Origin of the sequence: Microbacterium sp. B19(2022) (assembly GCF_012030385.1) — a bacterium.
Classification (GTDB): domain Bacteria; phylum Actinomycetota; class Actinomycetes; order Actinomycetales; family Microbacteriaceae; genus Microbacterium; species Microbacterium oxydans_B.
In genome coordinates this window covers 208490-226759 of sequence record NZ_JAAUVO010000001.1, presented here as the reverse complement: position 1 = coordinate 226759, position 18270 = coordinate 208490, and the positions used below count along the sequence as shown (strand labels likewise).

General features: G+C 70.2%; 19 protein-coding genes. 7 read left to right on the top strand and 12 right to left on the bottom strand.

Annotation, left to right across the window (positions count from 1 at the left end):
- Window positions 1–24: 24 nt before the first annotated feature.
- On the bottom strand, window positions 25–894 hold the full coding sequence (locus HCX50_RS01130; RefSeq protein ID WP_167632722.1) for an NAD(P)-dependent oxidoreductase: 870 nt from the start codon (window positions 892–894) through the stop codon (window positions 25–27).
- Between the two features lie 18 nt (window positions 895–912).
- Window positions 913–2352: an MFS transporter gene (locus HCX50_RS01125; protein WP_167632721.1), complete on the bottom strand. Its 1440-nt coding sequence runs from the start codon at window positions 2350–2352 to the stop codon at window positions 913–915.
- Window positions 2353–2466: 114 nt separating this feature from the next.
- Here HCX50_RS01125 and soxR point away from each other — a divergent pair, with 114 nt between their 5' ends.
- Window positions 2467–2907 (top strand): redox-sensitive transcriptional activator SoxR, encoded by a 441-nt coding sequence (gene soxR / locus HCX50_RS01120; RefSeq protein ID WP_091031975.1) that lies wholly within the window; start codon window positions 2467–2469, stop codon window positions 2905–2907.
- Window positions 2908–2931: 24 nt separating this feature from the next.
- On the opposite strand, the gene HCX50_RS19995 is transcribed toward soxR, so the two are convergent.
- A complete protein-coding gene (locus HCX50_RS19995) occupies window positions 2932–3342 on the bottom strand; it encodes a winged helix-turn-helix transcriptional regulator (RefSeq protein WP_091031971.1) in 411 nt (136 codons plus the stop codon).
- Window positions 3343–3431: 89 nt separating this feature from the next.
- Here HCX50_RS19995 and HCX50_RS01110 point away from each other — a divergent pair, with 89 nt between their 5' ends.
- Entirely contained in the window at window positions 3432–4775 is a 1344-nt protein-coding gene (locus HCX50_RS01110; RefSeq protein WP_167632720.1) for an MFS transporter, read from the top strand.
- Between the two features lie 70 nt (window positions 4776–4845).
- On the opposite strand, the gene HCX50_RS01105 is transcribed toward HCX50_RS01110, so the two are convergent.
- Window positions 4846–5622: a hypothetical protein gene (locus tag HCX50_RS01105; RefSeq protein ID WP_167632719.1), complete on the bottom strand. Its 777-nt coding sequence runs from the start codon at window positions 5620–5622 to the stop codon at window positions 4846–4848.
- A 103-nt stretch (window positions 5623–5725) separates the two neighbouring features.
- On the opposite strand from HCX50_RS01105, the gene HCX50_RS19780 reads away from it, so the two are divergent.
- A complete protein-coding gene (locus HCX50_RS19780) occupies window positions 5726–6343 on the top strand; it encodes a MarR family winged helix-turn-helix transcriptional regulator (RefSeq protein WP_337748892.1) in 618 nt (205 codons plus the stop codon).
- Between the two features lie 12 nt (window positions 6344–6355).
- Here the strand turns inward: HCX50_RS19780 and HCX50_RS01095 are convergent, their stop codons facing one another.
- From HCX50_RS01095 to HCX50_RS01075, 5 genes are all read right to left on the bottom strand, one after another.
- Window positions 6356–7273, bottom strand: coding sequence for a cation diffusion facilitator family transporter (locus tag HCX50_RS01095; RefSeq protein ID WP_167632718.1), 918 nt, complete (start codon window positions 7271–7273; stop codon window positions 6356–6358).
- 35 nt (window positions 7274–7308) lie between these two features.
- Window positions 7309–8715 carry an MFS transporter gene (locus tag HCX50_RS01090; RefSeq protein ID WP_167632717.1) on the bottom strand — a complete coding sequence of 469 codons (1407 nt, stop codon included), beginning with the start codon at window positions 8713–8715 and terminating at the stop codon, window positions 7309–7311.
- A 79-nt stretch (window positions 8716–8794) separates the two neighbouring features.
- Window positions 8795–9313 (bottom strand): DUF3253 domain-containing protein, encoded by a 519-nt coding sequence (locus tag HCX50_RS01085; RefSeq protein WP_167632716.1) that lies wholly within the window; start codon window positions 9311–9313, stop codon window positions 8795–8797.
- Between the two features lie 54 nt (window positions 9314–9367).
- Window positions 9368–10216 (bottom strand): serine protein kinase RIO, encoded by an 849-nt coding sequence (locus HCX50_RS01080; protein WP_205828687.1) that lies wholly within the window; start codon window positions 10214–10216, stop codon window positions 9368–9370.
- A 188-nt stretch (window positions 10217–10404) separates the two neighbouring features.
- Window positions 10405–11523 (bottom strand): hypothetical protein, encoded by a 1119-nt coding sequence (locus HCX50_RS01075; protein ID WP_167632714.1) that lies wholly within the window; start codon window positions 11521–11523, stop codon window positions 10405–10407.
- A 117-nt stretch (window positions 11524–11640) separates the two neighbouring features.
- Here HCX50_RS01075 and HCX50_RS01070 point away from each other — a divergent pair, with 117 nt between their 5' ends.
- On the top strand, window positions 11641–12837 hold the full coding sequence (locus HCX50_RS01070; RefSeq protein ID WP_167632713.1) for an MFS transporter: 1197 nt from the start codon (window positions 11641–11643) through the stop codon (window positions 12835–12837).
- Between the two features lie 12 nt (window positions 12838–12849).
- Here HCX50_RS01070 and HCX50_RS01065 read toward each other — a convergent pair whose 3' ends face one another.
- Entirely contained in the window at window positions 12850–13767 is a 918-nt protein-coding gene (locus HCX50_RS01065) for a helix-turn-helix domain-containing protein (protein ID WP_167632712.1), read from the bottom strand.
- A 155-nt stretch (window positions 13768–13922) separates the two neighbouring features.
- Here HCX50_RS01065 and HCX50_RS01060 point away from each other — a divergent pair, with 155 nt between their 5' ends.
- Window positions 13923–14384: a DUF3817 domain-containing protein gene (locus tag HCX50_RS01060; protein ID WP_167632711.1), complete on the top strand. Its 462-nt coding sequence runs from the start codon at window positions 13923–13925 to the stop codon at window positions 14382–14384.
- A 33-nt stretch (window positions 14385–14417) separates the two neighbouring features.
- On the opposite strand, the gene HCX50_RS01055 is transcribed toward HCX50_RS01060, so the two are convergent.
- A complete protein-coding gene (locus tag HCX50_RS01055; protein ID WP_167632710.1) occupies window positions 14418–15089 on the bottom strand; it encodes a hypothetical protein in 672 nt (223 codons plus the stop codon).
- 19 nt (window positions 15090–15108) lie between these two features.
- Entirely contained in the window at window positions 15109–15909 is an 801-nt protein-coding gene (locus tag HCX50_RS01050; RefSeq protein WP_029261330.1) for a MerR family transcriptional regulator, read from the bottom strand.
- Between the two features lie 97 nt (window positions 15910–16006).
- On the opposite strand from HCX50_RS01050, the gene HCX50_RS01045 reads away from it, so the two are divergent.
- Together HCX50_RS01045 and HCX50_RS01040 are read left to right on the top strand one after the other, a co-directional pair.
- A complete protein-coding gene (locus tag HCX50_RS01045) occupies window positions 16007–16756 on the top strand; it encodes a phosphotransferase (protein WP_167632709.1) in 750 nt (249 codons plus the stop codon).
- A gap of 89 nt (window positions 16757–16845) precedes the next feature.
- The gene (locus HCX50_RS01040; RefSeq protein WP_091031929.1) at window positions 16846–18177 is read left to right on the top strand and encodes an HNH endonuclease signature motif containing protein; all 1332 of its coding nucleotides are present in this window, start codon (window positions 16846–16848) and stop codon (window positions 18175–18177) included.
- Window positions 18178–18270 lie beyond the last annotated feature (93 nt).

Here is an 18270-nt window from a genome sequence, read left to right as displayed (position 1 = left end):
GGTGTGGGAAGTGGGTGATTTCGCTCACGCGTGGCCGAGCATCTCGAACAGGCTCGAGAATCCCTGGTCGCCGTGGCCGTCCGCGATCCGTCGGTCCATCAGGCGTTTGACCTCGCGCATGCGCAGGGTGTCGACGCCGAGGGACTCGCGGTGGCTGATCAGGTCGTCCATCAGCGCGGCCTGCACGGTGAGTGAACCGAGGTCGGGCCCGTACTCCCCACTCGCGACGGCGGTGCCGAAGGCCTGCACCAGCGGCACGTAGCCGCCGACCGACCCGGCGACGCGGTCGGCGAACCCCTCGACGTCGGCGCCCTCCGCCTTCACGAGCGCGAACGTGTGCAGCAGGCCGAGGAGGAACTCGTAGCCGACCGCCACCTGGGCCAGGAACTCGACGGCAGCGAGCCCCGCATCCTCGCCGTAGTAGGTGAGGGTGCCGAGGTCTTCCAACACCTCGTGGTGAGCGTCGAAGCCGTCGCGATCGCCGCTGAACGACAACAGGAAGTTCGGTCTGCCGACATCCGACGGGTCTCCCATGATGCCCCCGTCCACGTACTTCGCGCCGCGCGTGCGGGCCCAGTCCGCGTTGCTCCGTGCCTGCGCGGGGGAGCCGCTGGTGACGTTCACGATGACTTTTCCCTCCACCGTCGCGTCGAGTGTTCCGAGGACCGCATCGACCGCGCCGCTGTCGAGCAGGCAGACGATGACGAGCGGGCTTGCCGCCACGGCATCCGCCGCCGTCGGGGCGACCTCGGCGCCGGCCGCGGCCAGCGGGTCGGCCTTGCTCGCGGAGCGGTTCCAGACGGTCGTGGAGTGACCGCGGTCGAGAAGGGCCTTCGCGATCGCGGAGCCCATCTCGCCGAGGCCGATCACGGTGACCCGGGTTTTCGTTTCCATGGTGAGGTTTCCTTTCCGTCAGTCGGACGCCGTAGTGGCGGGCTGCTCGTCGTCGCGGGACAGCCCGATGCCCCAGCTCGCGCCGCGCGCGACGAAGGCGCCGAGAACGGTGACGCCTGCGAACACGAGCATCAGCAGGCGGGCGGCATCCACGACGTCCGGCATCGCGAGGTTGACGAGGACTCCGGCCATCGCCGAGCTGAACGCGCTCGCGATGATGAAGACGGTGTTCACCGCTGCGGCCGCCTTGGCGCCTTCCTCTTCGCCCGACGTGCTGCCGAGCGCGGCGACGGTCAGGTGCGGGAAACCCAGGCCGATGCCGGCGCCGGCGAGGAACAGCGTCGCGAACCAGAGTGCGATCACGACGGTGGAGGGGCCCTCGTGCTGCAGCAGTCCGTACGCGGCGAGGCCGGCGGCGACGACGACCGGGCCGAGGGTGATGAGCACGCGGCGCGAGCGGATGCCGGTGGCGTTGGCCGTGAACACCTGAGTGATCGACCAGCCGAGGGACAGGGCGGCGCCGAGCAGGCCGGCGACGAACGGCATCAGTCCACCGATCTCCTGGCCGAAGAGCGGGATGAACGCCTCGGTGCCGATCGCGAACGCCAGGACAGCGACCGTGACGTAGACCCAGCCCAGCGAGGAGCCGGGGGCGAACGTGACCCGGGGGAGGATGCCGGTGCGCCCACGGCGCTCGTGACGCAGGAACCATGCGCCCAGGACGACGCCGACCACGATGGCGACCCCGGTGCCGAGCCCGCTGGGGACGACGCTCGCGATACCCACCGCGGCGACGCCGCCGGAGAGGAGCACGAGGGATCCCCACGGCACCGATTCGCTCGAGCGGGCTCGGGCGGTCCTCGGCAGGGCGCGCACCACGACGATGCCGATCAGCGCGGAGACGACGGCGAGACCGACGAACGTCACCCGCCAGGCATTCAGCTGCGCGAACACGCCGCCCACGACGGGGCCGACAATGTTGCCGACGCCCCACATCGCCGAGACGAGTGCGGCGCCTCGAGCCCAGAGGCGCTCGGGAAGGGCGCGCTGGATGAGTGCGTAGCCGAGCCCTGCGAGCAGTCCGCCGCCGAGGCCCTGCACGGCGCGGCCGGAGAGCAGCGCCCACATCCACGGGCTCGCCGCGCACAGCAGCGAGCCGAGCGCGAACAGGCCGAGTGCGAGCAGGTAGGCGCGCACGGCGCCCTGCTGCGTGAGAATCCGGCTCACCATCATCGAGCTGACGACCGATGCCAGGAGGAAGGTCATCATCGTCCACGCATAGAACTCCGCGCCGCCGATGTCGCCGACGATCGTGGGGAGCAGGCTGGTCGTGAGATACACGTTGCTCGCCTCGAGCAGCACGCCTCCGGCGAGGACCGAGGCGATCGGGGCGTAGCGGCTGCCGAGGAGTTCGCGCCAGCTCCCCGCGGTGGCGGTGCGCTCGGGGGTGTGCGTCATGGGGGGCCCTTCGTGACGTCGGAGCAGGCGGTCATCCGCCCGGCGGCGCCGTTCTTCGGCGGCCGATCGTCACGCTAATACCTCGAGTAAACTCGAGGTCAAGAGGAGGTGCAGATGTCTTTGGAACCCGATGATCTGCTGCCGATCGGCGAAGTCGTCCGCCGCAGCGGGGTGCCGGCGACGGCACTGCACTTCTACGAGCAGCTCGGACTCATCGTGTCGACACGCACCGCGGGCAATCAGCGCCGCTACCGGCGGCACATGCTGCGGCGGATCTCACTGATCGTGGTCGCCAAGCGCCTCGGCATCCCCCTCACGGACGTGCACGAGGTGTTCGAGAGCCTGCCGACGGATGAGCCGCCCTCGCAGCACGACTGGCAGCGCGTGGCGAAGCTGTGGCGGGAGCAGCTCGACCTCCGCCGCACGCAGCTCGAGCACCTGCGGCGCGAGCTCACCGGATGCATCGGCTGCGGCTGCCTGTCGATGAAGGCGTGCCGTCTGCTGAACCCCGAGGACGCGCTCGGCACCGACGGGCCGGGACCGCGCCGGATCTGAGGGCGGCACTCGCGTGCGCGAGTCTCAGGAGGTCGCCGCTGTGAGGGCTTCCGGTGTGGACGGCGCGTCGGCTGTCTCGGTGAGCACGGACCGCTGCCGGCCGGCGTAGAGCGTGCCCCAGCGGGTCAGTTCGGTCAGCAGCTGCCCGGAGCTCGCGCCGAGTTCGCTGAGTCGGTACTCGACCTTGGGCGGCACCTCGCGGTATACGGTGCGGGTGATGAGTCCGTCTTCTTCGAGCTCGCGCAGCTGACGGGTGAGCACGCGCGCGGTCGGGTTCTCCAGCAGGCGTCCGAGCTCGCCGAAGCGCAGCACCTCGTGCTCGCCGAGCAGGGTCAGGATGCTGGGTTTCCAGGCCCCGCCGAGCACCGCGATCGACACCTCGGCGTCGCAGGTCTCGGTCCAGTCGCGGATGATCCGCTCGGTCTTCTCCCGCACGGCACGGCCTCCTTTAGTATCCGAAGTGTCAGTACGTATCAGAAATGACCGTACTTGTGGCTTCTGTCTGTACTTTACAGACTGAGGCCGTGACCAACACCCCCACTCTCGTCAGCACTCGCTCCTCCCTTCGCCTCTGGTTCGCGATGGTACCGCTCCTGCTCGGAGTGCTCATCGGCGCCCTCGCGATCAGCAGCGTCTCGACCGCCCTCCCCGCGATCCGCGGCGAGCTGGGCCTGACCGACACCGAGGGGCTCTGGCTGGTCGATGTGTACGCCCTGTCGTTGGCCGCGACGCTGATCGTGGCCGCGCGGATCGGCGATGCGTTCGGGCGCAAGAGCATCATCCTGATCGGTCTCGCCGGCTTCGCCGTTCTGAACGTGGTCGGCGGGCTCGCCAGCAGCGGCCTAGTGCTCATCGTCGTGCGGGCCCTGCTCGGTGTCGCCGAGGCCTTCGTCATCGCGGGCGTGGTCGCGACGATCGGCGCCAAGTTCCAGGCGCGTGAGCGCGTGCTGGCCTACGGCCTGTGGACGGCGACCTTCGGCACCGGAAGCGCGCTCGGGCCGGTGCTCGGCGGAGTGCTCGCCGAGGGGCCGGGGTGGCGTTGGCTGCTGTTGGGGAGCGTTCCGCTCGCGGTGGTCGCCGGCGTGCTGGCCGCGTGGCTCGTGCCCGACTCGCGCAGCTCGCAGCGCCCGTCCTGGGACGTGCCCAGCATCCTGTCGTCGATCGTCGCGCTCGGTGCCCTCGTCTTCGCGCTGCATGAAGCCCTCGCGGCACCGATGTCGGCGGTGGTCGCGGCGGTGATCGCGATCCTGAGCCTGGTGTTCTTCGTGCGCAGGCAGCGGCGGCTCCGCGATCCGCTCATCGACACCGGACTGTTCCGCATGCCGGGGTTCAGCCCCGCGATCATCCGGATCATCGTGAGCAGCGGAGTGTCATCGGCCTCGGTGCTGCTGGTGAGCCTGCACCTGCAGGACTCGCGCGGGCAGAGTGCCGCCGAGGCGGGAATCGCGCTGCTGCCGCAGGCCGTGGCCATCGCGATCGGCGGTGTCGTGGCGCCGCTCGCCCTGCGCTGGCTCTCCGCGAACGCCCTCACCGTGCTGGCGCTGATGCTGCAGGCGGTCGGGCTCGTCTGGCTCGCGTTCGACCCGGGGGTCGTGGCGATCCCGCTCGTGCTCGTCGGACTCGGGTTCGGTGTCGGTGCCACGCTCGCCGCGACGGCGCTGTTCGAGGTGACGACCGAGGATCAGGCCGGCCAGGTCGGCGCGATCCAGGAGGTGGGGTTCGCGCTCGGCGGCGGGCTCGGCATCGCAGTGTTCGGCACGATCGCCGCGGTCCTCGTCACGGGTGGATTCGTGGCGGCGGTGCTCGTGGCGGCCGTCGTGGTCACGGCTGCTGCGCTGGTGCCGCTGGCACGCCGCGGCGTGCGTTGATCTGCCGCTGACAGCGAGAAGCGCCCCACCCGGCTGTCGGGTGGGGCGCTTCGTGATGGGTGACGGCAGGTCAGGCGTCGCGACCGCGGGTGAAGCCCGCGTCGAAGCCGCGCTCGAAGGCGTGCTGAGCGATGCGCTCGGCACGGTGCGGACCGTGTCCGCGGTGGCCGTGGTGTCCGTGGCCCCGGTCGTCGTGACCGTGGTCGCCGTGCCCGGGGTGTCCGTGCCCGCGGCCGTGACGGCGGTGTCCGGCACCCGCTTCGCCGTGGCGGCAGCCGTGCTCGGCATCCGCATCCGGACCGAAGCCGTGCTCCGCATCCGGACCGGGGCCGTGCGCGGAGCCGTGGCCGAAGCCGCGGCCGAACGGACGCCCGAAGCCGCGCGGGAATCCGCGTCCGTGGCGGGGGCCGCCGAAACCGTGCCGACGGCCGCGGGGAAGAGGGGTCTCCTCGTCCCATCCGAAGGCGCGGGCGATCTTCTCGAGCGAGGCGAGCGTGGTGGCCATCTCCTCGTCGGAGACGGCGCTCGACACCTTCGCGCGGATGCCGTCGACGAGGGTGCCGAGGCGATCCTTCGCCGCACGGCCCTCGTCGGTGAGCGTCCAGCCGTCGCCCTCGGGGGCGACCCAGCCGCGCTCGACGAGTCGGTGCAGCTTGTGCTCGTTCAGCGGGCGGTCCGTCGTGACGGTGCCGTCGACGATGTTGAGGATCCGCCAGTCGCGGCGGCTGGCGTGCTCGCCGTCGAAGGCGGCGGCGAACTCGGCCGCCATCAGGCGGTCGGCGGCCTTCAGCCAGTAGCCGAAGGGGCGGGTGGTGTTCTCGGGGTTCTGTGATTCAGAGGTGTTCATGGGAAGTCCTTAGTTGTCAGTGTGCATGTGAATGTCACAGTGCATGTACATGTAGTGTGACATGGAGTCCCAATGCATGTCAAGTCGCATGTAAAATCGGCGGGTGACCACCGAACCGCACGACCCCACCGCGCCGGATCCCGCCGCGCAGGATCCGGCCGAAGCCATCGCGAAGGCACTGTCCCGATTGCGTGGGCGTCGTCCGGGTGAGCGCGGTCCGGGCGGTCGCGGTCCCGCCGAGCGCGGTCGTGGCCACGGTGGTCCGCACGGCTGGCACGGGGGTCCGCACGGCGGGTCGCAGGACGACGATGCCCGCGAGCACTTCGACCACCACCGCGGACACCCCGGCATGCCGCCCTGGATGGCCGACCCGTCGGGTCGTCTCGGCGGACCGGCGCGCATGCGCATGCTCGAGGCGCTGGCCGCGGCATCCGCTCCGCTGAGCGTCAGCGATCTCGGTATCGCGATCGGCGTCGATCAGCCGCGCGCCTCACGGCTCGTGCAGCAGGGCGTCGATCACGGCTTCGTGCGCCGCGAGGCCGACCCCGACGACGCGCGACGCACGCGCATCGCGCTCACCGACGAGGGGCGCAAGCTCGCCCGCGGCATGCGCGGGGAGCGTCGCGAGATGCTCACGACCGCGCTCGCTTCCTTCACCGACGACGAGCGGGTCGAGCTCGCCCGGCTGCTGAACAAGCTCGCCGACAACTGGCAGCGCTGAACCGGCTGCGCCCTAGCCGCGCGCGAACTCGAGCGACGGCTCGTCGTCGACCGACAGCGATAGCACGACCGTCTCGACGGCCTCATGTGCTTCGATCCGCCGTTCGACGTCGCGCAGCCGGCGGGCCACATCGTGCTCGCGGGCATCGCCGGCCAGATCGATCTCGGCCACGATGAACAGCCGGTTCGGGCCCACGTACTCGATGTGCAGGTAGGTGACCCGCTCGATGTCGTCCAGCCCCAGCAGGGCGGTGCCGACGCGGGACCGCAGCTTCGGCGCCGCCGTGGCCCCGACCAGGAAGGCGATGTTCCGCCGGATCAGGATGATCGCGACCACGCCCAGCAGCACGCCGACGAGGATCGAGCCGATCGCGTCCCAGGCCGCGACGCCGGTGATCTGGTGCATCGCGATGGCGCCGGCCGCGATCGCCAGGCCGATGAGCGCCGCGGAGTCCTCGAAGAACACGGCGCGGAGCGTGGTGTCGCTCGTCTCCAGCACGAAGTCCCAGGTCGACGATCCGCGCTCCTTGGCCAGGCGCCGCGACTTGACCATCGCCTGCGTGAATGACGCACCCTCGAGCACGAACGAGACCCCCAGCACGATGTAGGCCACCATCGGACTCTCGACGGGACCGGTGTCGGACAGCTCCTGGATGCCGTGCATGATGGACACGATCGAGCCGGCCGTGAAGATTCCGAAGGCGGCGATGAGCGACCACACGAAGGCGTTGCGTCCGTAGCCGAGGGGATGCCGCGCATCCTTGGTCTTCGCGCCGCTGCGGTCGGCAATGAGGAGGAACACCTCGTTACCGGCATCCGCCCAGGAGTGCGCTGCCTCGGCGACCATCGATGCCGAGGAGGTGATGATCGCGGCGATCGTCTTCGCCACCGCGACGAGGATGTTGGCGAGGAAGGCGAGGATCACGGTCACGCGGTCAGGCTACTCCCGCCGCGGGTGTGCAGGAGTCAGCGCGGCGCCTTCACCGGAAGCAGCAGCAGGAAGCCGGCGATCAGGACGACCACGATGCCCAGGATGCCGTAGGCGGTCTGACTCGTCAGCACGATCAGGAGCGTCCAGGCGCCGGAGGCCATCCAGCTCGCGGCGCGACCGGTCGTGGCGTAGAGGCCGAAGATCTCGCCCTCTCGGCCGGCCGGGGTGACCCGGGCGAGGAACGAGCGTGCCGCCGCCTGCGCCGGACCGACGAACGCGCACAGGACGAGGCCGCCGATCCAGAAGACCATCGCCCCGGCGTCCCGCAGGAAGAAGACCGCGAGGCCGGCGACGATCATCGATCCGATCGAGGCGAGGATGATCCGCTTCGGCCCGAGGCGGTCGTCGAGTCGGCCGGCGGCGATCGTGGAGACGCCGGCGATCAGGTTCGCGACGATGCCGAAGATGATGATCTCCTGCGCCTCGAAGTCGAACACGGCCGTGCCGATGATGGCTCCGAAGGCGAAAACGCCGCCCAGCCCGTCGCGGAAGACGGCGCTCGCCAGCAGGTACCAGAACGTGGGCCGCGTCTCCTCGTTGCGGTACAGCCCGGCGACGTCTTTCACCAGCAGCGGGTAGGAGGCGAAGAAGCCGACCTTGCGTTCCGGGCGACCGAGCGACGGCTCCGGCACGTTGAGGAAGATCGGGATGCTGAAGATGATCGCCCACACGGCGCATCCGACGGCGATCAGTCGATAGGCGAGGCCGTTGTCGGTCGACATGCCGAACCAGTCGAAGGTGTCGAGCACGACCACGATCACCAGGGCGATGATGCCGCCGAGGTAGCCGAAGCCCCACCCGAGGCCCGAGATGCGGCCGACGTTCTTCGGGGTAGCGATGCCGATGAGCATCGCGTTGGAGTTCACCGCGGCGATCTCCTGGAACACGGTCGCGGCCGAGATCAGGGCCACGCCCAGCCAGAACAGGCTCGGCGTCGGTTCGACGAACCACAGGCCCAGCATGCAGAGGATCAGGGCCCCGGTGCCGATTCCGAGCCAGAGCTTCTGGCGCCCGGCGGCATCCGCCCGCTGACCCAGAACCGGAGCGAGGAGCAGGATGCCGAAGGCGGCGATGGTCGAGCCCAGCCCGAGCCCGGAGGCGAGGTCCGCCTCGGCGGCGAGCCGCACCTGGTCGTTCTCGTCGAGCGCCGCCACGTCCGCGGGGAGGAATCCCTCACCGACGAGATACAGCGCCGTGAACACGAACGTCAGGATGACGGTGTTGAAGGGCTGCGTCGCCCAGTCCCACAGTGCCCAGGAGTAGACCTGCTTCTGGGGGGCGGGCGTCTCGCCGCGCAGGTCGAGGCCGACGACGGCCACGGCGCCGCTGTTGGCGGTCGCCACGGGCTCGGGGACGCCCTGGCGCGATTCGGGTTCGCTCATGGGGGAAGTCTGGCGGCCCCCGGTGAACGCCCGGTGACGGCGCGCCGCACGGATATAACGGCCGTGATCCCGGATCGGGTCAGAGCGCAGGGCCGCGCCGGATGCGGATCGGGCCGTGGATCTCGTCGATGCGCACGCGCTCGCCCTTCTGCGTCACCACGATCTCGTCGCGGGCGGCGAGGTCGGCCGCGACGCGTCGGACGTCGTCCATGCGCGCGCGCCAGCCCTCGCCGCCGACCGCGCGTGCGACGTCGCTGGGGCAGATCGAGGAGTCCGACCGCTTGCGGGTGAGCGCTCGGATCGCCGCGGCGATGCGTTCGTCGAAGGCGTCGCCGGAGCGCGCCTCCCACCAGGGGGCGCCTCGTTCGCCGAGTGCGTTCTTGGCGTCCTGCACCCGGCGCCGGGCGTCGGGCTCCGACGCCTTCACCGCGCGACGGGCCGCCATCAGCTCGTCGACCAGCTCCTGGCGCAGCGCATCGGGGATCGACGGATCGGATGCGCGCCACCGCCGTCCGTTCACGATGATGTGGTGGCCGTCGGGGGTGCGCTCCGGGCCGTCGTCCCGCTCGCGCGCCGCGTCCCGCTCGTGCTCCGCCATGCCGACAGTGTCTCGGGCTGGCGGGGCGCCCTCCAGCCCCTTGACGAGCGACGCTCACGCGTACGACGCCGCGAGCATCTCGGCGAACAGCTCCTCGGCGTCGCATTCGACCCGGCGTCGGGTGAACCAGTCGCAGATGTTCACGCAGTCGCGGTGCAGCAGATCGAGTCCCTGCGGGTTCGCGATGATGTCGACGATCTGCGGCAGGTCGATCACCCGCACTCGCCCCTCGTGCACGAGCAGGTTGTACGCCGACAGGTCGCCGTGGGCGAAGCCGGCCGCGGCGAAGATGAGCATCAGATCGACCACCTGGGCGTAGTACTCCTGCAGCTCCGCGCGGTCGCTGCGCACCTGGGCGAGTCGGGGCGCGGCGGTGCCGTCGGCGTCACCGAGGAACTCCATCAGCAGCTCGGTGCCGTTGACCTGCACCGGGTACGGCACGGGGGCGCCGAGCTCCCACATCCGGCACAGCGCCTCGAACTCGGCGAACGACCACTGCGCCGCGGCGACCTCACGGCCGTGGTCCGACTTCCTGGCGAGGGCGCGGGTGTCGCGGGTGTTCCGGGTGCTGCGGCCCTCGGTGTAGACGGACGAGCGGTGGAAGCTGCGGTGCTCGGCGCTGCGGTAGCGCTTCGCCGCGAGCAGCGTGCGCTGGGTCGGGTCGTCCGGCACGGCGCGTTCGAGCAGGAACACGTCGGCCTCCTTGCCGGTCTTGAGGATGCCGCGTTCGATGTCGAGCGCGCCCGCCGAGGTCACCACCCACGCCGGCCACGGCTGAGGGCCGCGCTCGGACGGGGTGATCGCCGGCCAGGTGGACCAGCGCTGCCCCTCGCCGGGATCGACGTCGGCGAAGGAGAGTTCGGTTTCGAGGGGGTCGAATGAGGAAGAGAAGTGATCAGACAAGGTGTGGCTCCGGGAGCAGGAGGCCACGCCAGGGTCAGGAGCGGGTGGCCTCGAAGGGAAGGTGGTCGGCGGTGAGCGCGACAAAGACCGTGTTCATGTCTTCGGCTCCTTCCGCTCGGGCTTCCCGGGCGCTTCCCGGTGCGTCGTCGAGCATAGGGCGTGGGTGGCTGGCGTGTCCAGGGTGCGGGTCAGCTCCCGGTGGGCGGCGTGACCCGCACCAGCACGCCGTCGCCCTCGCCGCCGGTCGCGACCACCCAGGACCCGTCCGTCCACGCGGCGGCGTTCGCGCCGCACAGGAACGGCAGCGGATGCTGTCCCGCGGAGTCGCTGAGGCGGAGGGCGTCGCCGCGGCGAGGGATGTCGCTGCTCGAGGTCTCCGCGCAGTGCATGCGGGGCTCGATCGCCTGTCGCGCTTCGGACGAGCCGCCGACGATCACGCCCTGCGCGTCGCTCTGCTCCGGCTCTCCACCCCACCACAGGGCGGTGCCGTCGGGAGCGGCGGCGACGAGCGGGTGGTCCGCGACCTGCGGTTCGCGGCTCAGCTCCGTGCCGTCGGCTGTGAGCACGATCCGTGCGGTCGGGGTCGCGAGATACATGCGCCCGGCGTCGTCGACATCGATGCCGATCGGCGGGACACCGGGTCGAGCGCCGGGCGCATCGTCGAGTTCGACCGGCCCGCTGTGCAGCAGGGTCCTGGCGCCACTGTCGAGGTCGACGCGCAGTACCTCGAAGTCGAGGTAGTCGTCGGGAGGACGCGGCTGGTAGCGCACGACGATCGCGTCGCCATCGTGCACCGCGACGTCACCGAACTCGAAGTCGCCGAAGTCGAGGTCGCCCTCGTCGCCCACGGCGTCGCCCGGCAGGTCTCGCAGCGTCATGGTGGTGGTGTCGAACACCGAGAGCATCGGCATCACGTGGGCCCGGTCGCCCTGCACCACGACGAGTTCGGTCGGCGACAGCGGTGCCATCGCCCTGATCTTCGAGAGCGGGCCGCTGGGCTCGGTGTCGAACCTGGCGAGCGTCTCGCCATCGGCCCCGACGTGCAGCCACGACCCGGAAGACGCCGTCCAGAACCCGCCCGCCCCGTCGGACGACAGCACGTGCATCCCGTACGTCAGATCGGTCGGCGGACCGGCCGGAGTCGCCTCCGGTCCGGAACCGACGAACGAGTTCTGGAATGAGATCGGCTCCAGGGCCCAGTCGTCCGGACCGGGCGCGGGCGGCGTGCACCCGGAGACGAACATGATCGCTGCGATGACGGCGGCACCGCGCAGCATCCGCCGCCGTGACCCTCCCCGATCCTGCATCCCCACACTCTGCAAGCTCCGGCTGGGAGATCGGTGTGCCGATGTCGTCGGACGATCGGTCGGTTGCGGCGGACGCCTGATCGGGCGACGGCATCCGGATGCTGCGACCGTGGAACCATGACCATCACAGCGCCCGTCCCCACCGTGCCGGCCTCGGCCGTCACCCGCATCCGCTACAGCGGACTGATCGTGCTGATGCTGATGGGCTTCCTGCTGGTCACGGCAGAGTTCCTTCCCAACGGCGTGCTGACGGAGATGGCCGACGGGCTCGGCGTCACTCCCGGTCAGGCCGGGCAGACCGTCACTGTCACGGCCCTCGTCGGTCTCGTCGTCGCGCCGACGATCGGACTGATCTTCCCGCGCCTCGACCGACGGTCGCTGCTGGTGTGGATGGCGCTCGCCGCGGCGGTGTCGAACCTCATCGTGGCGATCTCGCCGAACCTGATCATCGTGTTGCTGGCGCGCTTCCTGCTGGGTGCCGCGATCAGCGCGTTCTGGGCGATGTCGATCACGGTCGCCGCCCGCCTCGCGGGGCCTGAGAACCTCGGTCGCGGCGTCATGTTCACGTCCGCGGGCGTCTCGCTGGCGACGGTGGCCGGCGTGCCGCTGGGCGTGATGCTGAGCGAGCTCGTCGACTGGCGGATGGTCTTCGCCATCGCGGGCGGGCTGATGGTGGTGCTCGCGGTCGTCCTGCGATTCACACTGCCCTCGGTGCCGGCCGAGCGCGCGTCGAGCCTGCGCCTGCTCGTCGACACGCTGCGTCGCCCGGGCATCGGGCTCGGCATGGTCGGGCACGTGCTCGTGGTGCTCGGGCACTTCCTCGCCTACACCTACGTGCGTCTCGCGCTGGAGCGCATCCCCGACGTCGACGCCTCGACGATCGTGGTGCTGCTCGCGCTGTTCGGCGTCGGCGGCCTCCTCGGCAACATCACGATCGGGCTCGTCATCGACCGCACGTTCGCCTTCTTCGCCGTGTTCGCGCCCCTGGTGATCGCCGTGTCCGTGATCTCGATGATCCTGTTCTCCGGGTCGATCCTGGGTGTGGGCATCGTGGTGGTGGTGTGGGGCTTCTTCTTCTCGTCCTGGCTGATCGTCGCGAACACCTGGGTCGGGCACCGGATGCCGGATCGGCTCGAAGCCGGCGGCAGCCTCGTGGTCGTGGGCTTCCAGGGGGCGATCACCATCGCGGCCGGCGTCGGCGGGCTGCTCGTCGACACCCTGAACGTCGAGCCGGTCTACGTGCTCGGTGCGGCCGCGCTGCTCACCGGTGCCGTGCTCTTCGGGGTGTCGAACCGGGTCAGCAGCCGCGCCTGACGTGGCGTGGCGTCAGGCGGAGACCGGGATCCGGTTGGCCAGACGCCAGGATGTGGGGGTCAACCCGGTGCGACGCCGGAACGCGCGGCTGAACCCCTCGTCCGAGGCATAGCCCAGCTCGCGGGAGATCTCGGACACGCTTCGTCCGGCGTCCAGCATCCGCTTGGCCGCATCCACGCGCACCTCGGTGACGTAGTCCGCGGGGGAGCGGCCGACGACGTTGCGGAACCGCTCGGCGAAGGTCGACCGCGACATGGCGCCGATGCCCGCGAGGCGTTCGACCGTCCAGTCGCGGCCGGGCTCCTCGTGGATGGCGTCGACGACGCGGTCGAGGAACGGATCGTTCGACAGAGACGGCCAGCCCGCCGGTGCGCAGCCGTTCGCCGCCCAGGCGCGGATGACCGACAGCAGCACGGTCGTCGCCATCATGCGGCAGATGACCGGGTCGCCCTGACGGGCCGGGAGCACGGTGTGATCGACGAGGCCCATGTTCAGCGCGAGGGCTGCGGCGGCCGGCTCGACCGCGTCGAATCCGGTGACCGTGAGGAACGGCGGGAGCAGCGCGGGCAGCGGCGACGCGGCATCCGCGAGCACGATCTCGGCGATCATGATGCTCGTGTCGCCCCGGGCCTCGAGCGCGAACGGTGTGCGGCCGAGTGTGAGGAAGGCGTCGCCCGCGACGAGCACGTCGCGGCGGGTGCTCGGGTCGACCGTGAGGCGGTGCGAGTCCGGGTCGACGTCGAGGCGGCAGCCGTCGCCGAGCGGAGGATGACCGTGCACGCCACCCTCCACGATGTACACGAGGGTGATGGCGCCGGACGGGATCGGCAGCAGCGTGCCGGAGGCGAGAGTCATCCGACGGCCGACGCCGACGCGGAGGTCGACGGCGCCGAGCACCTGCGAGATCGCGTCTGCATCCACTGTCACCATGCCTTCGGCAACGCCGCCGACGGGCCTGCTATTCCGCCGTCGACTTTCTTCGAGGCGCGAGACGGGGCGCATCGTCGTGGCGTTCTCAACCATTCGGTTGATTCGACGGCGATGACCGCCGGATACGGTGGGAGGACCCCCACCCGAGGAGTTCCGTGTTCCGTACCCCCGACCGCCTGTTCCGTGTTCTCGCGATCGCGGAGGCGATCACCTGGACGATCCTGATCGCCGCGATCATCGCCCGTGCCGTCGGCGCGCCCGGGGTCGTGGTGACGGTGGGTGGCGGCATCCACGGATTCGTGTTCCTCGCCTATGCGGCGACGGCGATCCTGGTCGCGCTGAACCAGCGCTGGCACCTCGGCGTCGGTGTGCTCGCGGTGGTCAGCGCCGTGATCCCGTACGCGACGATCCCGATGGAGATCTGGCTGCACCGCACCGGTCGCCGCGATGGCGCCTGGCGCCTGGAGGCCACGGATGACCCGCGGGATCGCCGCTGGTACGACCGGCTGATGCGGTGGTTCCTCCGCAGGCCCTGGGTGCTGGCGCTGCTTCTGGCCGTCGGCATCGTGGCGCTGTACGTGATCCTGCTGCTGGTCGGTCCTCCCGGCGGCAAGTGAGCCGTTTCGGAGTGCGCCCGGTCTGCGAGCCGGTCAGGGCGTGACGACGATCGCGTTCGCCTCGGTGACGGCGTCCATGATCTTCTCCGCGTCGTTCGCGGTGCAGTCCACGATCGTGTAGAGGCCGACTCCGGTCTGCGTGAACGCGCGCGCGGCCATGAGCCAGGAACGGGAGCCGTCCACCGCGCTGACCTGACGCATCTCGACGCCCCCGTTGCCGCCCGCCATGTAGCTGAATTCACCGGTGGTGGCGACGGGGGTGATGTCGGCCGTCGGGGTCTCCAGCAGCACGCCGAGGATCGCATCGGACGACGCGCTGTCATCGCCCTCGACGACGGGCACATCGGTCATGTGGCCCTGCCAGAACCGCACCGTGCAGGTCCCGTCCGCCGTGCCGTACGTCCAGCCGCCGTTGCCGTCGTCGGGCGAGACCATCTCCCACTGCTCGTCGGCGATGAATCCGTCCCCCCACTCGATGTAGGTGTCGGGATCGAGGTCGAGGCCCTCCTCGAAGGTCAGCGTCGTGCCTCCGGTGGGGGCGTCCGGGGCATCCGTCCCGTCGGTCTCCGTGCCGGGCGACGGTGCTGAAGAGGGAGCCGCTGCCGGGATCTGCGCGTACAGGCATCCGCTCAGGGGCAGGATCGCGAGTGTCACGATGGCGACTGCGGTGCCGAGTCGGCGGGTGGCGGAGGGGGTCCACGTCATGTCCGTCAGCCTAGCCACTTCAGGCGCGTCGGACGGGCTGCTGCAGCTCGGTGACCCAGTCCGACTGGTCGTCCGATACGGCGCGGACGTACAGCTCTCGGCACGGCCCGTCGTGCACCAGACCGCGGGCGAAGATCTCGGTGTGGATGCCGTGCCAGCTCTCGGCGATGCGGTCCATCGACCCGAGGTGGATGCCGCACACCGCTTCGTTCGCGGCCGGGAGTTCGATGATCTCGAACCCGTCGCGTGCGGGGCCGGAGTACGTGTACCCGACGATGACCTGCAGGCCGTCGTCGAGCGTCTCGTACTGGGCGATCGGGGTGGAGAGCGAGTGCTCGTCGCCGATGATCGCAGCCACGGCGTCGAACGACGGGCCCACGACGGCGGCGACGGACGACTGATCGGCGACGACGGTGCGGATGGCGGCGAGTCGGACGGCCGGGAGGGGCTTGTCGACGATCTCGATCGGGGACATGTGGTTCTCTTTCTCGATGAGGTGGAGGCGCCGCTCCACGTCGACGAGTCTCTCTGCAGCGACCCGGTGCTCCAGCTCGACCTCCGCGCGGCGGATCCGCAGCAGGGAGGCGATGCGGTCGGCGTCGACTCCTCGGTCGAGGATCGACGAGATGTCATCGAGCCCGAAGCCCAGCTGACGCAGGGCAACGATCCGATGCAGACGATCCAGTTGCGAGGGGTCGTAGGAGCGGTAGCCGCTGAACTCGTCCACGTGGGCAGGGACGAGCAGGCCGGCCGTGTCCCAATGTCGCAGCATGCGGTGGGTCACCTGGCCGATCTGCGCGAACGCTCCGATGGACAACATGTCTCTGTTCTCCCGTCTGCCACAGTGTCAGGGTCAAGTATCGCTTTCGGGATGCGCGGTCGACAGCCTGCCGACGGCGACGCGCTAACGTCGACGCGTGGACGAAGAGGTGCTGACAGGCGGGAACGCGAGCGGGACGGTGGTGCGCATCGGCGACACCGTGCGCAAAGCGTGGTCGGATGCAACCCCGAGCGTCAGCCACTTCGTCACGGCGCTACGGGAGGTGGGAGTTGATGCTCCGCAACCGCGCGGCCGGGACGAGCAAGGACGACAGGCCATCGAATTCGTCCCCGGTCGGCTCGCGATCGCGGCCGCTCCGCTGTCCGTGGTCGACCTGCGCCGGGTCGGATCGATGATCCGGCGGATCCACGACGCGAGCGCTCGCTATGTGCCTCCGCGGCATGCCGTGTGGCAGACTGCGATTCCCGCGCCGGGTGCCGAGATCGTCTGTCACAACGATCTCGGCCCTTGGAACCTCGTCACCGGGGACCGATGGGTCTTCATCGACTGGGATGCGGCAGCGCCGAGCACCCGGCTCTGGGATCTCGCCTACGCGGCGCAGGCGTTCACGTTGTCCGACGTCGAGCGCGATGCGGAGAGCGCGGCCGGCGATCTCGCAGCGTTCGTCGACGGTTACGGGGCGAGCCCCGTACTGCGTGGTGATCTGCCGCAGGCGATGGAGGAGCGGACGGCGGCGATGCTCTCGCTCCTTGAGGGCGCGCGCTCGACGGGCGAGGAGCCGTGGGCGTCGATGCACGCGAGCGGTCACGGCGACCACTGGACGAGGGCTCTGCGGTACGTCCGGGAACATCGGCGGGAGCGGGTCCAGGCGCTCGAACAGGGTTGAGCGCGTCTTCCCGAACCGTATATCGGCATTTCGTTTTCCCGGCCTGATCTGGCCCTTTGGATGTCGGTGGCCCCTGCTTGACTCGAGGTATGGCAGCACTGGCGGAAGCGACGGTCGAGCAGGTGGAGACGCTTGCCGAGCTCACCGACATGCTCGTCGGGTTGGAGCGCACGATCAGCAGTCTGCAGGCCGCGCGCGACGGCGTTCTCGCAGTTGGTTCCCGGCTGGCGCTGCAGGTTGCCGATGAGGCGGACCACCCCGATTTCGGCGACCTCGCGGCTCGCACGGTCGCGGCGGAGATGGCGGCGGCACTACGGGTGAGCGACCGCACGGTGCAGGCGCGGATGACGGAGGCGGTGTGGCGGGTGGAGCGCTTCCCGCTGGTGTGGGCCGCCCAGGGAGCCGGGCGGATCAGCGCCGCACATGCGCGGGCGATCTGCGATGCGGCTGAACACCTGGAAGACGCCGCCGATCGCGACGCATACTCCGCCGAGATGGTCCCGTTCGCCGAATCCGAGTCCCCGAACCGGGTGTCGCGGCACGGGCGGCGGGTCGCGGAGCGGTTCCAGTCCCGGTCGGTCGATGAGCGGCACGGGGATGCTCGGGAGAAGAGATCGGTGTGGGTGAAGGACGTCGGCGACGGCATGTCCCAGCTCGGGCTGCTCGGCCCCGCCGCGCTCGTCCATGGCGCGTTCGAGCGACTGACGCAGATGGCGCAGAGCGTGCAGACGTCGGGATCTCCGGAGCAGGCCTCGGCGCAGGAGCAGGCTTCGGCGCAGCAGGAAGAGTGCGCACAGGAGCACGAGGATGACGATCGGCGCACCGTCGCGCAACTCCGCGCCGATCTCGCGCTCGACCTGCTGCTCACCGGCGCTCCAGCGGGTCACGACACCCCCGATGGCCTCCTTGCCGCGATCCGCGGATCGGTCTCGGTCACCGTTCCGGTCACGACCCTGATGGGGCGCGGCGCGACTCCGGCTGAACTCGACGGGCGCACGCCGATCGACGCCGCCTCGGCGAAAGCTCTTGCGGGTGCCGCGTCGGGGTGGGACCGGATCCTCACGCACCCGATCACAGGTGCGCTCCTCGCGGTCGATCGCTACCGGCCCGGTTCCGAACTGAAACGGCATCTGCGGGCCCGAGATCAACGCTGCCGATTCCCGGCCTGCGGTTATGCGGCTCGCGACTGTGACATCGACCATCATCACGATGCCGCTCGCGGCGGGCCGACCGCCGCGAGAAATCTGGGTCACCTGTGTCGCCGCCACCACGTGCTCAAGCACCATTCGCCGTGGGTCGTCGAGGTGCTCGGCGACGGTGCCTATGCCTGGACGAGTCCGACGGGCCGGGTCTACATCGATCGCCCGCAGCCCCAGAACACGGTCACCTTCGTGGAGGAGCACGCCCCGGCGCCCTTCTGATCGCAGGCCCCGAAGCGCCGGCTCGAGGCGGTGCACAGAGGCCTCGCCGGCGCGCGTTATGCAAAGTTGAGCCGACTCGTATCAAGTTGATTT